This window comes from Mycolicibacterium aubagnense (assembly GCF_010730955.1).
In the GTDB taxonomy this organism is placed as follows: Bacteria; Actinomycetota; Actinomycetes; order Mycobacteriales; family Mycobacteriaceae; genus Mycobacterium; species Mycobacterium aubagnense.
In genome coordinates, this window is the sequence record NZ_AP022577.1 from 2,680,768 (window position 1) to 2,693,971 (window position 13,204).

Consider the following 13,204-nt stretch of genomic DNA (forward strand, 5'->3'; position numbering starts at 1 on the left):
TATCAACCGTGGTCGAATAGTCCATGCTGTTTCGCCAGCTCGAATACTTCGTGGCCCTCGCTCGCGAGAAGCACTTCGCCCGCGCGGCCGCGGCCTGTTACGTCTCGCAGCCGGCACTATCCGAGGCGATCCGCAAGCTGGAGAACGAGCTCAAGGTTCCGCTGGTGCGGAGGGGACAGAACTATGAGGGTCTGACGCCCGAAGGCGAACGCTTGGTGTTGTGGGCGCGCCGGATTCTGGCTGATCACGACGCGCTCATCCACGAGGTCACCGCGTTGCAAACCGGCTTGACGGGCGAGCTGCGGCTCGGCGTCATCCCAGCCGCGTCCGGCACCGTGGCACTCTTGACCGATCCGTTCTGCCTCGAACATCCTTTGGTGCGAGTGCAATTGGAGAGCAGCCTGCGCTCGGCGGGCATCGTCGAGCGGATCCGCCGGTTCGAGCTCGACGCGGGAATCATCTACCCCGACGGCGTCGATACCACGGGCTTGACGGTCACGCCGCTGTACGAGGAGCGGCAGGTCCTCATCGTCGGCACCGAACTGCTTGCCAGCCAGGCGAACCCGATCACCTGGGCCGATGCGCTGGAACTGCCGTTGTGTCTGTTGAACACCGGGATGCGGGGGCGGCAGCTGCTCGGCGACGCGCTGGCCGCGCACGGTCTGACCGCGACACCGCGGCTCGAAGCCGATTCGGTGGTGTCCCTACTGGCCCACGTCAGCAGTGGCCGCTGGGCGAGCATCGTCCCCCAAACTTGGCTGCATACGTTGCGTCTACCGACCGGTGTGCGAGTGGTGCCGTTGGAGAACCCCCAGGTGACGGCGACCATCGCACTGGTCACCAGTGCTGCCGAACCGGGATCGGTGCTGGCGCGCGCCTTGGTCGCGACCGCGCACCGCACGCCGATCAACCCAGGCTAGCGGTACCGGTCGGGCAGCAGGCCGATCAGGATCGAGCCGAGCGCGCCAGACTTGTTCTGCGACAACGCCTGCGAAGCTCTCGTTGCCCGAACCACTCATCCGCTGAACACTAGAACCCGTCAGTACTCGTCGCCGGGCTGCACCATCCGGACCGGGCCGCGACGCCGCGCCGCGGGCTGCGGCTCCTGCGCCCATTCCGCACCGCTGGCCTCCATCAGCGCACTGATCTCATCGATGTGCACGTCCGCCAGGTCCCACACGTCGGGCACCAGGTCGCGGTCGACGATGAAACCGAAGTCCAGGCGGTCCAGGTAGCTCACGACCGTGATGTTGAGCCCCTGCCCTTCCGTGACGATCGACACCGGGAACTGATGGACCAGTTGCGCTCCCGCAAAATACAGCGGCTTGCGCGGACCGGGCACATTCGAGATCACCAGGTTGAACGGGGTGGCCGCGATCCGGTGGGCAAGCCCGAAGCGGGACGCCAACCGCATCGCCGACGTCGACAGCACCGGTGCCGAAACCTGAGCCATGTCGCCGAGCTGGCTGGCGGGCACCAGATCCAGCAGGCGCTTCGCGTCGAGCATGGCCGCGCGGCAGCGGGCCACCCGTTCCAGCGGGTCCTCGCAGTCGGTCGGTAGCTCGGGGAAGATCGCCGACACCCGGTTGGTCCACGGATCTTCTTCGTCACCGGTACGGATGGACACCGGCACCATGGCCCGCAGCGGGCCGTCGGGCAACGCATCGTGCGTCAGCAGGTACCGGCGCAGTCCGCCGGCGCAGATCGCCATCACAATGTCGTTGACCGTGCCACCGGTGGCCGTCTTGAGCTGTTTGACGTTCTCCAACGACGCCGTGCGCATGGCGAACCGGCGGTGCCCGGTGATGGGCCTGTTCCACGGGGTGGGTGGTGCGGGCGAGGTCGGCAACGGAATCCTGGGTCCATCTTCCTTGCCAAGGCGCGCAAGGGATTTGATGGCGGAACTCGCCTTGCTGGCAGCGCTGCCGAGGCTGTCGATGCCGGCGGCGTCGGCGAGCTGGCCAACCAGCCTGGTTTGGAACCGCAGCGCCTTCGCGGGATGGCCGGCGAGGTTGACCACCGCCTTGCGCAGCAGTTCGATGTTGCCCGGCAACGGTTCGGCTTCCCAGGCCGGACTCGGTCCCGGCGGCGCGGCGTCCGGATCGGTGTCGGTCAGGATGTTGAGCATCAACTGCCCGGCGGCCCCGTCGATGGTGGCGTGGTGGTACTTCGTCAGCATCGCCCAATTGCCGTCGTCCAGACCGTCGATGACATAGACCTCCCACAGGGGCCGGCTCCGGTCCATCGGGCGGCCGACGATGCGGGATACCTGGTCGGCCAACTGGTCGACCATTCCCGGTCGGGCCAAATGGATTTCGCGGATGTGGAAGTCGAGATCGAAGTTCGGGTCATCCACCCAGTACGGGTGGTCGAGCCCCAGCGGCACCTCGACCAGTCGCCGCCGCAGCGGTTCGAGTTCACCGATCAGCGACGCGTACTTCGCGTAGACCGCGGTGTAGGGGTCGAACTCCTCGCTGGGCCGCTCGAAGATCATCAGCCCGGTGACGTGACCGAAGGTCGTCGCCGTCTCCAGGTAGAGGAAGGTGGCGTCCATACCGCTGAGCTGCTTCACGAGTGTTTTTCTCCTTGGTGAGTTCCGGCGCTCAACTGGTGAGCAAGCCGCCTTCGACGGGCAGGGTGATGCCGGTGACGTAGCTACTGGCATCGCTGGCCAGGAAGATCAGAGCGGCGCTGAGTTCCTCGGTGCGACCGAGCCTGCCGACCAGGGTCCGGGGCAGCACGGCGGTCTCGAAATAGCCGTCTTCGTACTGCTCGGTCATCTCCGAGGCGAAGAAGCCCGGCGCCAGGGCGTTGACGCGAATGCCCTTGCGTCCCGTCCACTGCTGGGCCAGGTCGCGGGTCAGTCCGATCAAGCCGGCCTTCGATGAGGCATAGGCCGCCTGGGGCAGTCCGGCGGTCGTCAGGCCGAGGATGCTGCTGACGTTGATGATCGAGCTGCCCGGGCGCATATGGGCGGCGCATGCCTGCGCCATCCAGTAACTCCCGTTCAGGTTCAGGTCGATGACGGACCGGAACTGCTCGGGCGTTTCGCGCGACGCCGGGACGGCAGTGCCCACTCCCGCATTGTTCACCAGAATGTCGACGCGTCCGAAGGAATCGACAGCGGCCTGAGCCAAGGCTTTGCAGTCATCGGGTTCGGTGACGTCGGTGCGTACGGCGACCGCCCTGCGACCCGCGGCTTCCACGAGCGCCTTGGTCTCGGCGAGACGGTCTTCACGTCGCGCGCCAAGCACGACGTCGGCGCCGGCTTGGGCCAGTGCCTGCGCGAATCCGACACCAAGGCCACTCGAAGCGCCGGTGACGACCGCGACACGGCCATGGAGACGGAAGAGATCAAGGATCGAAGAAGCGTCGTCCTGGGTCATTTGTGCATCATATTCAAATATGTTGCACACACGAGACCGATCGAGATATATCTCACTCGAACGTCGACGGCTACCATGATGCAAGGCCGTCAGCGACACACAGGAGGTGCGGCATCACCGAGACACCGTTGGGCCGCATGCTCGCGTCCACCGACCGGCGCCCCGATCCGTTGGCGGCATTCCGCATCGCGCGCCGCTGGTTCCTCGAGGGCCGCCGCATCGAAATGCAAGAACTGGCAACCGAACTCGGCATCAACCGGGCCACGTTGTTCCGCTGGGTCGGCAGCCGTGACGAACTGATCGCCGAGATCCTGTGGTCACTGGCCGAACCCACGCTCAAGGTTTCCATCGGCGCCGCGCCCGGCCACGGCGCCGAACACATCGCGCGGGCCGTCGGCCACTACACCACCGTGATCGACGAGTCCGACTTCTTTCAGACGTTCCTGCGCCGCGAGCCCGAACGCGCCCTCCGGATTCTGGCCGGCCGAGCCGGGACGGTACAGAGCCGCCTGGTCGCGGCAATCGAAGAGCTGCTCAACACCGAGATCGCCGCAGGTCAACTGGACCCGCCCCTGCCCCCGCGCGACCTCGCGTTCCTCATCGTGCGCATCGTCGAGTCATTCCTATACGCCGACATCATCACCGGCGAACCGCTGGCGGCCGCCAAAGCCGAACAGGCGATCGGCGCCCTGCTGGGTCATCGACCTGGGTAGTTCCGCTACCGCCCAGGACCCATGTCGCCCCTACCCGGAGGAACGGGGATGACCGGCATCGGTGCCGGAATGGGGACAGTTCCAGAGGACGGCGGCACCATGACGGTGACGGTGCTGGTGCTGGCCCGCGTCGAGGGCGTCGTCGGCGGCGTTGACGGACCTACCGGAACTCCAGGGATGATCTCCGTTGAAGTCACCGTCGTGCTCGTGCTCGACGTGGGCTTCGAGGGCGGCGGCGACTCATTCGAACAGGCGCTGGCGCCGACGGCAGCTGCGGAGACGGCCATGACGACGATGGACTTCAACATGATTGCCAAATGCCCGTTGATCTGAACCGGTAAACCCAGACAGACACAAAACTGCCCCTCTCCCAGGGGAAAGGGGCAGTTTCGGCGTGTTGATGTCAGAGGCGCTCGATGATGGTGACGTTGGCGGTGCCGCCGCCTTCGCACATCGTCAGCAGGCCGTAGCGACCCTTGATGCGCTCCAACTCGTTCAGCAGGGTGGCGAACAGCTTGGCGCCGGTGGCGCCGAGCGGGTGGCCCAGCGCGATGCCGCCACCGTTCGGGTTCACCTTGGACAGATCGGCCTTCAGGTCCTTGGCCCAGGCCAGGACGACCGGCGCGAACGCCTCGTTGATCTCGATGACGTCGATGTCCTCGATGCTCAGCCCGGTCTTCTCCAGCGCGTACTTGGTCGCGGGGATGGGACCGGTCAGCATCTTCACCGGATCGTCGCCACGGCAGCTGATGTGGTGGATGCGCGCCCGCGGCGTGAGGCCGTGAGTCTTGACCGCGGCCTCGGACGCCAGCAGCGTCGCCGACGACGCGTCGGAAATCTGGCTCGCCAGGGCCGCAGTCAGGCGGCCGCCCTCGACGAGCGGCTTCAGCGAGGCCAGCTTCTCCATGGTGCTCTCGCGCGGACCCTCGTCGACCTTGAAGTCACCCACGGGGATGATCTCGTTGTCGAAGCGGCCCTCGCGGATCGCGGTGAACGCGCGCTGATGGCTGTTGAACGCGAACTCTTCCATCTCCTCGCGAGAGATGTCCCACTGCTCGGCAATCATCTCGGCGCCGCGGAACTGCGAAATCTCTTGGTCGCCATAGCGTTCCACCCAGCGCTTCGACTCGTTGGTCGGCGAGGTGAAGCCGAACTGCTCGCCCACGATCATGGCCGAGCTGATCGGAACCTGGCTCATGTTCTGGATGCCGGCAGCCAGGATCAGGTCCGCGGTGCCGGACATGATGGCTTGTGCGCCAAAGGAAATGGCCTGCTGCGAGGAACCGCACTGCCGGTCGACGGTGGTGCCGGGGACGGCCTCATCGTAGCCGGCGGCCAGCCAGGTCAGGCGGCCGATGTTGCCGGCCTGCCCACCGATGGCGTCGACACAACCGACGATGACGTCATCGAAGGCGCCGGGGTCGATGTCGTTGCGGGCGAAGATTCCGCGGTACGCCTCCACACCGAGGTCGATCGGGTGGTAACCCGAGAGGGCACCACCCTTCTTGCCGACGGCGGTGCGCACGGCATCGATGACATACGCCTCAGATGCAGCCATTTCTCAACTCCTTTGTTTCAGAAATCTATTTGTTCGCAATGCTTTTGGCGGGATCGGCGATGCCCCCGAGCACAATGGCCAGGTACTGCTCACCGACCTCGCGCGCACTCAACGGCCCGCCTGGCTGATACCAACGAACAGATACCCAGGTGGTGTCGCGGATGAATCGGTAGACCAGATCGAAGTCCAGGTCGGGCCGGAAGGCTCCTTGCGCCACACCCTCGTTGAGGATGTCGACCCACATCTTGCGCTGCTCGCGATTGCGCTCATCGACGAAATCGAACTGCGGCAGCGAACCCAGCCGTTTCGCCTCGTCCTGGTAGATGACAACCTGGGCATGCCGGTGCTCGATGGCGTCGAAGGAGGCCATGAACAGACCCTTGAGCCGTTCCATCGGATCGGACTCGGTGTCGATGATCTGGCGGTACTTTTCGAACAGCCAGTCGAGGAAATCACGCATGATCTCCTCCACCATTTGTTCCTTCGATTTGAAGTGGTGGTAGAGACTTCCGGAGAGGATTCCCGCGGAGTCTGCGATGTCGCGGACTGTGGTTGCCTTCAGCCCGCGCTCAGCGAACATCGCCGCGGCGAGCTCCAGAAGCTCGTCGCGCCTGCTCGCGGGTTGGCCGGGCGATTCGGGCGCCATCGTCACAGCATAGCAACCAAGCGCTTGCTAGGGTAAGTCGGGCCGGTGTTGACTTGGCCACTACGTACACAAAGATCGAGTGCTCACCTGGGTCGCGCACGTTGAGGCGATCGCGGCCCCGAGGGCGGGCGAGGTCACGCGCGCGGTTCTCGACCGCGACCGATAGATGGGGCACGATGTGAAATGGATGAGTATCAGGAGATCATGAGCACGACACAGCTTGCCCTGGAGGGTATCCGGGTCATCGACATGACCCGCGTCTTCGCCGGCCCGATCAGCGCGCAGATACTGGGCGACCTCGGCGCTGACGTCATCAAGGTGGAGCGACCGGGCAGCGGTGACGAAGGGCGCGGTTACGGTCTTGCCTCGGTCGAGGGCAAGGATGGCAAGGACCTTCGCCAGTCCGGCTTCTTCACCGCGTCGAACCGCAACAAGCGGTCGATCACGGTCAACCACTCCAAGCCGGAGGGGCAGGACATCCTGCGTGCCCTAGTCAAGACCGCGGACATTCTAATCGAGAACTACAAGGTCGGCGACCTCAAGCGGTTCGGGCTGGACTACGAGAGCCTGAAGGCGATCAATCCCCGCCTCATCTATTGCTCGATCACCGGCTTTGGCCAGACCGGGCCGATGGCGGCGCGCGCGGGCTACGACGGGTTGTTCCAGGCGAGCGGCGGCATGATGGCCGTGACTGGAATCCCCGAAGGCCAGCCCGGCGCGGGTCCGGTGAAGGCCGGTCCCAGCCTGGTCGATTTCGTGACCGGCCACAACAGCGCCATCGCGATCCTCGCCGCGCTGAACCATCGCAACAGCACGGGCGAGGGCCAGCACATCGACATGGCGCTGCTTGATAGTTCCGTAGCGATGGTCTGCCACATCATGCAGGACTATCTGATCAACGGCGTCCAGGCGGAGCGTCTGGGCAATGGCGGCAACGGCGGCGGACCCGCCGACCTCATCCATGCGCGCGACGGCATGACGTACATTACGGCCGGCAGCGACGCCCACTGGCGGCGCATGTCGGAGTTGATGGGCCGGCCCGAGCTCTACGCCGACCCGCGCTTCGACACCAACGCCAAACGGGCCAAGATCAATCGCGCGGAGTTGATCGACATCATCAACGTGTGGAGCCGGCAGTTCACGACGGAGGAGCTTCAGGCGAAGTTCGACAGCGTGGGCATCCCGGCCGCGCGCTATAACGATCTAGCGGAGGTCTGGGATGATCCGCAGGTGCAGCACCGGGGCCTGCGCGCCACGACTCCGCACATGTGGGCCGCCGCCGGATCGGTCGACCTGATCGGCAGCCCGCTGGCGGGCATGGGCGCGACGCCTGCGACGATCCGCCGCCCGCCGCCGCTGATCGGCGAGCACAGCGCAGAGATACTGGGCGAACTGGGCTATGACGCGGCGGGGATCGCGAGCTTGCAGGAGCAGGCGATCATCTGATCGAGAGGGTCCGCCACCAGGTCAGGCTCGCGAGATCGCGATCCAGCCACACATGAAAATGCCCGCCTAATTGCGACAACGTTGTCGCAATTAGGCGGGTAAGTGCATACATCCGAACCTCGCGGCCGGATGAAAACTACGCCCGCTGGCTCGACACCGAAATGATCTCACCGGTCAGGTAACTGGAGTAGTCACTGGCCAAATACGCGATGGTGGTGGCGATTTCCCACGGCTCGGCGGCACGGCCGAATGCCTCGTCGGAGGACAGCCTGTCCAGCAGCGCGGCATCGGCCGACTTCTCCAGGAACTTGTGCCGCGCGATGCTCGGGGACACCGCGTTGATCCGCACCCCGTACTCGACGGCTTCGATTGCGCTGCAACGGGTCAGGGCCATCACCCCGGCCTTGGCGGCGGCGTAGTGCGACTGCGAGTGCTGGGCGCGCCAGCCCAGGACACTGGCGTTGTTGACGATCACACCACCGTGCTCAGCACTGCGGAAGTACCGCAGCGCCGCCCGGGTCGCGCGCATCACCGAGTTCAGCGTGACGTTCAGGACACGGTCCCACTCGTCGTCGGTCATGTCGACCAGCGGTGTCTCGCCACCGAGGCCGGCGTTGTTGACCAATACGTCCAGGCGGCCCATCTTTTCGACGGCCGACGCAATCAGCGCGTCAACGGCCTCGGTCGACGTCACATCACACACCACAGCCTCAACCCGGCCCAGGCCAAGCTCCGCCAGCTGATCACGGGTCTCATTCAGACGCCGCTCGTGGTAGTCCGACACCACAACATCGGCACCTTCGAGAAGCGCACGACGCGCGGTCGACGAACCGATGCCTGTACCGGCGGCGGCAGTCACCAGAACGACCTTGCCCTTGAGCAGGCCGTGGCCCTCAATCTCGTTGGGAGCTACAGAAAGGTCCATCAGCCCTTAGCCTCTCGGGGTAGGCCGAGCACCCGCTCGGCAATGATGTTGCGCTGAATTTCGTTCGACCCGCCGTAGATGGTGTCCGAACGCGAGAACAGGAACAGGCGCTGCCACTCGTCGAACTCGCCACCCGGCAGCGTCAGACCGGCCATGCCCTGAATCTCCATGGCGATCTCGCCGAGTTCACGATGCCAGTTGGCCCACAACAGCTTTGACACGTTGTCCTGGCCAGGCTGCTCGACGTCCATGGTCGCCATCGCGTAGGACCGCATGGCCTGCAGGCCGGTCCAGGACTCGGTCAGCTTCAGACGGATCAGCGGATCCTCGATGGCGCCGGTGCGCTTGGCCACGTCGATCAGGCCCTCAAGCTCACGCTTGTAACGGATCTGCTGGCCCAGCGTCGAAACACCACGCTCGAAGGTGAGGGTGGCCATCGCCACGCCCCAGCCCTGCCCGGGCTCACCGACCACCAGCGACGCGTCGGTACGGGCGTCGTCGAAGAACACCTCGTTGAACTCGGAGTCACCGGTCAGCTGAACGATCGGACGGATCTCGACGCCCGGCTGGTCCAGCGGCACCAACAGATACGACAGGCCGTGGTGGCGCTTGGAGCCCTTCTCGGAGCGGGCCACCACGAAGCACCACTGCGCCCAGTGCGCCAGTGAGGTCCAGACCTTCTGGCCGTTGATCACCCATTCGTCGCCGACCAGTTCAGCCGACGTCGAGACGTTGGCCAGGTCGCTACCGGCGCCGGGCTCGGAGTAACCCTGGGCCCACAGCTCGGTGACGTTGAGGATGTTCGGCAGGAAGCGCTTCTTCTGCTCTTCAGTGCCGTACGCGATGAGCGTCGGCCCGAGCAGTTCCTCACCGAGGTGGTTGACCTTGTCCGGGGCGTCCGCCTTGGCGTACTCCTCATAGAAGGCGACGCGGTGCGCGACCGACAGGCCGCGGCCACCATGCTCCTCCGGCCAGCCCAGGCAGGTCAGCCCCGCCGCAGCCAGATGCTGGTTCCACGCACGTCGTTCTTCATAAGCCTCGTGCTCACGACCGGGGCCACCCAGGCCCTTGAGAGCTGCGAATTCACCGACGAGATTGTCTGCGAGCCATTGCCGGACCTCAGCCCGGAACGTCTGGACCTCTATCACCCTTGTAGGCTAACCTACCAAGCACTTGCTTTGTTAGAGGGAGTTCCGATGAGTGGGTCCGACGGCACCCAGCAGCCCGGTCGGCAGACCCCACCGCAGACCTACACCAAAGAACATTTGGCTAACTTCAAGACGCCGCGGTCGGTGGCGTTCCTCGAGACGCTGCCACGTAACCCTGGAGGCAAAGTGGTCAAACCTGCACTCAGGGCGAGCGGAGCAACGGGAAAGACTTCCAGGGCGAGCGAAGCGACGGGGAAGACTTCCAGGGCGAGCGAAGCGACGGGGAAGACAAACGAGAGATGAATCGGTAAATGGATCTGACATTCGACGACGAAACCGAGGAATTCCGGGCCGAGGTCCGCGGCTTCCTGGCGACCAACCGGGACAAGTTCCCGACGAAGTCGTACGACACCCTCGAGGGCTTCGAGCAGCACCGCGTCTGGGACAAGGTGCTTTTCGACGCCGGCCTGTCGGTCATCGCCTGGCCCAAGGAGTACGGCGGCCGCGACGCCACCATGTTGCAGTGGGTGGTGTACGAGGAGGAGTACTTCAAAGCCGGCGCCCCCGGCCGGGCCTCCGCCAACGGCACCGCGATGCTGGCGCCGACGCTGTTCGCGCACGGCACCAAGGAGCAGCTGCAGCGCGTGCTGCCGAAAATGGCTTCCGGCGAGGAGATCTGGGCTCAGGCCTGGTCCGAGCCCGAGTCCGGCAGCGACCTGGCCTCGCTGCGCTCGACCGCGACCAAGGTCGACGGCGGCTGGAAGCTCAACGGCCAGAAGATCTGGAGCTCGCGTGCCCCGTTCGGTGAGCGCGGTTTCGGCCTGTTCCGCTCCGACCCGGAAGCGCAGCGCCACAAGGGCCTCACCTACTTCATGTTCGATCTCAAAGCCGAGGGCATCACGGTCCGCCCGATCGCCCAGCTGGGCGGTGAGACTGGCTTCGGCGAGATCTTCCTCGACGACGTGTTCGTCCCCGACGAGGACGTCATCGGTCAGGTGCATGGCGGCTGGACCGCCGCCATGAGCACCTCGAGCAACGAGCGCGGCATGTCGCTGCGCAGCCCGGCCCGCTTCGTCGCGCCGGCCGAACGCCTTGTCGCGCAATGGAAGGTCGACCAGAACCCGGCCTACGCCGAGCGCGTCGCCGACGCCTGGATCAAGGCCCAGGCCTACCGCCTACACACCTTCGGCACCGTCACCCGGCTCGCCAATGGTGGCGAACTGGGCGCCGAGTCCTCGGTGACCAAGGTGTTCTGGTCCGACCTCGACGTCGCCCTGCACCAGACCGCACTGGACCTGCGCGGCGCCGACGCCGAGCTGTACGACCACTGGACCGAAGGATTGTTGTTCGCCCTGGGCGGCCCGATCTACGCCGGTACCAACGAAATTCAGCGCAACATCATCGCCGAGCGCCTGCTGGGCCTGCCCCGCAAATAAGAGGGATTGTTCACGTGTTCTTTGAATTGGACGAATCGCAGCGCGATTTCGCTGCGAGCATCGACGCCGCGCTGGGCGCGGCAGACGTGCCCGCCGCTGTTCGGGCGTGGGGCGGGGTCGAGAAGGCGGCCGACGCCGCTCCCGGCCGGAAAATCTGGTCGACCCTGGCCGACCTCGGCGTCACTGCGCTGAACGTGCCGGAAGAGTTCGACGGCATCGGCGCACACCCGGTGGATCTGGTTGTCGCCCTTGAGCGTCTGGGCTACTGGGCCGTCCCCGGTCCGGTCACCGAATCCATCGCCGTGGCCCCCGTGCTACTGGCATCGGAAGCCGGAGCTAAGCGGTCCGCAGAATTGGCCTCGGGCGAGCTCATCGCCACCGTCGCGCAGCCGCCACTGGCCCCGCGAGCCGTCGACGCCGACACCGCCGGTCTGATCCTGCTGGCCGGAGATGGTCAGGTGCAGGACGCCACGATTGGGACTCAGCACCAGTCCGTCGACCCGGCCCGGCACCTGTTCGACGTCACCGCGACCGGCGAGGCCCAAACCGCCGACACTGCAAAGGCTTTCGAGTTCGGCGCACTGGCCACCGCCGCGCAGCTGGTCGGCGCCGGCCAGGCGATGCTCGACATGGCTGTCGCGTACGCCAAGCAGCGCACCCAGTTCGGCACCGTGATCGGCTCCTACCAGGCCATCAAGCACAAGCTGGCCGACGTGCACATCGCCGTCGAGCTGGCCCGCCCGCTGGTCTACGGCGCCGCCCTGGCGCTTGCCGACGGCTCGCCGACGCTGGCCCGCGACGTCAGCGCCGCCAAGGTGGCCGCGGGCGAGGCCGCGCTGCTGGCCGCCCGCTCGTCGCTGCAGACCCACGGCGCCATCGGGTTCACGCAGGAACACGACCTGTCGCTGTTGCTGCTGCGCACGCAGGCGCTGCGCTCGGCGTGGGGCGACTCGACGTGGCACCGGACCCGCGTACTGGAAGGGCTATGACTGTGAGCGAAGAACGGGAGATGCTGCGCGCCACCGTCGCAGCGCTGGTCGAGAGGCACGCGGGCCCGGAGGCCGTGCGAGCCGCCATCGAGTCCGAGAAGGGCTACGACGAGAAGCTCTGGCAAATGCTGTGCGAGCAGGTCGGCGCCGCGGCGCTGGTCGTTCCCGAAGAACTCGGCGGCGCCGGCGGCGAATTGGGCGACGCCGCAGTCGTTCTCGAGGAGCTGGCCAAGGGCCTGGTCCCGACGCCGCTGCTTGGCACCACGCTGGCCGAACTGGCTCTGCTCGCCGTCGGCGAGGAAGAGCCACTGGAAGGCCTGGCCGAGGGAACGTCCATCGGCACCGTTGTTTTCGACGCCGGTTACGTCATCAACGGCGACGTCGCCGACGTGGTCATCGCCGCGCAGGACGGCCAGCTGAGCCGCTGGACCGACAACACCGTCACCCCGGCCACCGCGATGGACCCGACCCGTCGGCTCGCCGCGGTCAGCCCGGGCAGCACTGCTGCCCTCGGCGCCGACCCCGGCCTGGCGGACACCGCGGCCATCCTGATGGCGGTCGAGCAGGTCGCCGCCGCGAGCCGCTGCCTGGACCTGACCGTGGCCTACTCCAAGGACCGTGTGCAGTTCGGCCGCCCGATCGGCAGTTTCCAGGCCCTCAAGCACCGGATGTCGGACCTGTACGTCAAGGTGTCGGCCGCCCGGGCCATCGTCAACGACGCCATCGCCGACCCGACGCCCACGAACGCGTCGCTGGCGCGGTACCTGGCCACCGAGGCGTTCAATGCCGTTGCCGGCGAAGCGATCCAGATGCACGGCGGCATCGCGATCACGTGGGAAAGCGACATCCAGTTCTACTTCAAGCGGGCGCACGGCAGTGCGCAGCTGCTCGGGTCGTCGCGGGAGCACCTGCGTCGCCTCGACGCCGAAGTGCTGCGCTGACTTCCACCTCGTCTAA

The 13,204-nt window shown here is 66.0% G+C and carries 13 protein-coding genes; 7 read left to right on the forward strand and 6 right to left on the reverse strand.

Annotation, left to right across the window (positions count from 1 at the left end):
* The first annotated feature begins 23 nt into the window (after positions 1 to 23).
* Positions 24 to 920, forward strand: a complete 897-nt coding sequence (locus G6N59_RS13265) for a LysR family transcriptional regulator (RefSeq protein ID WP_138232731.1) — start codon at positions 24 to 26, stop codon at positions 918 to 920.
* 119 nt (positions 921 to 1,039) lie between these two features.
* Here G6N59_RS13265 and G6N59_RS13270 read toward each other — a convergent pair whose 3' ends face one another.
* Together G6N59_RS13270 and G6N59_RS13275 are read right to left on the reverse strand one after the other, a co-directional pair.
* Positions 1,040 to 2,572 (reverse strand): WS/DGAT/MGAT family O-acyltransferase, encoded by a 1,533-nt coding sequence (locus G6N59_RS13270; protein ID WP_138232732.1) that lies wholly within the window; start codon positions 2,570 to 2,572, stop codon positions 1,040 to 1,042.
* A 31-nt stretch (positions 2,573 to 2,603) separates the two neighbouring features.
* Positions 2,604 to 3,386: an SDR family NAD(P)-dependent oxidoreductase gene (locus G6N59_RS13275; protein WP_138232733.1), complete on the reverse strand. Its 783-nt coding sequence runs from the start codon at positions 3,384 to 3,386 to the stop codon at positions 2,604 to 2,606.
* Between the two features lie 137 nt (positions 3,387 to 3,523).
* Here G6N59_RS13275 and G6N59_RS13280 point away from each other — a divergent pair, with 137 nt between their 5' ends.
* Positions 3,524 to 4,099, forward strand: a complete 576-nt coding sequence (locus G6N59_RS13280) for a QsdR family transcriptional regulator (RefSeq protein ID WP_138232734.1) — start codon at positions 3,524 to 3,526, stop codon at positions 4,097 to 4,099.
* A 48-nt stretch (positions 4,100 to 4,147) separates the two neighbouring features.
* Positions 4,148 to 4,432: a hypothetical protein gene (locus tag G6N59_RS13285; protein ID WP_138232735.1), complete on the forward strand. Its 285-nt coding sequence runs from the start codon at positions 4,148 to 4,150 to the stop codon at positions 4,430 to 4,432.
* Positions 4,433 to 4,502: 70 nt separating this feature from the next.
* On the opposite strand, the gene G6N59_RS13290 is transcribed toward G6N59_RS13285, so the two are convergent.
* Positions 4,503 to 5,657, reverse strand: a complete 1,155-nt coding sequence (locus G6N59_RS13290; protein WP_138232736.1) for an acetyl-CoA C-acetyltransferase — start codon at positions 5,655 to 5,657, stop codon at positions 4,503 to 4,505.
* A gap of 25 nt (positions 5,658 to 5,682) precedes the next feature.
* On the reverse strand, positions 5,683 to 6,303 hold the full coding sequence (gene kstR2, locus G6N59_RS13295) for a TetR family transcriptional regulator KstR2 (protein WP_138232737.1): 621 nt from the start codon (positions 6,301 to 6,303) through the stop codon (positions 5,683 to 5,685).
* Between the two features lie 183 nt (positions 6,304 to 6,486).
* Between kstR2 and G6N59_RS13300 the strand changes: the two genes are divergently transcribed.
* Positions 6,487 to 7,749, forward strand: a complete 1,263-nt coding sequence (locus G6N59_RS13300; protein WP_234884421.1) for a CaiB/BaiF CoA transferase family protein — start codon at positions 6,487 to 6,489, stop codon at positions 7,747 to 7,749.
* Between the two features lie 136 nt (positions 7,750 to 7,885).
* On the opposite strand, the gene ipdF is transcribed toward G6N59_RS13300, so the two are convergent.
* Together ipdF and ipdE1 are read right to left on the reverse strand one after the other, a co-directional pair.
* Positions 7,886 to 8,674: a (5R,7aS)-5-hydroxy-7a-methyl-1-oxo-2,3,5,6,7,7a-hexahydro-1H-indene-carboxyl-CoA reductase gene (gene ipdF, locus G6N59_RS13305; RefSeq protein WP_138232738.1), complete on the reverse strand. Its 789-nt coding sequence runs from the start codon at positions 8,672 to 8,674 to the stop codon at positions 7,886 to 7,888.
* Positions 8,674 to 9,822 (reverse strand): acyl-CoA dehydrogenase IpdE1, encoded by a 1,149-nt coding sequence (gene ipdE1 / locus G6N59_RS13310; protein WP_133763927.1) that lies wholly within the window; start codon positions 9,820 to 9,822, stop codon positions 8,674 to 8,676. Before ipdE1 ends, ipdF begins: the two co-directional genes overlap by 1 nt.
* 311 nt (positions 9,823 to 10,133) lie before the next feature.
* On the opposite strand from ipdE1, the gene G6N59_RS13315 reads away from it, so the two are divergent.
* The 3 genes from G6N59_RS13315 to ipdE2 are packed head-to-tail and all read left to right on the forward strand — an operon-like array spanning position 10,134 to position 13,188.
* On the forward strand, positions 10,134 to 11,258 hold the full coding sequence (locus tag G6N59_RS13315; RefSeq protein WP_138232740.1) for an acyl-CoA dehydrogenase family protein: 1,125 nt from the start codon (positions 10,134 to 10,136) through the stop codon (positions 11,256 to 11,258).
* A 14-nt stretch (positions 11,259 to 11,272) separates the two neighbouring features.
* On the forward strand, positions 11,273 to 12,247 hold the full coding sequence (locus G6N59_RS13320) for an acyl-CoA dehydrogenase family protein (protein WP_138232741.1): 975 nt from the start codon (positions 11,273 to 11,275) through the stop codon (positions 12,245 to 12,247).
* Positions 12,248 to 12,249: 2 nt separating this feature from the next.
* Complete coding sequence (gene ipdE2 / locus G6N59_RS13325; protein WP_138232859.1) at positions 12,250 to 13,188, forward strand: acyl-CoA dehydrogenase IpdE2; 939 nt, start codon at positions 12,250 to 12,252, stop codon at positions 13,186 to 13,188.
* Positions 13,189 to 13,204: the final 16 nt, after the last annotated feature.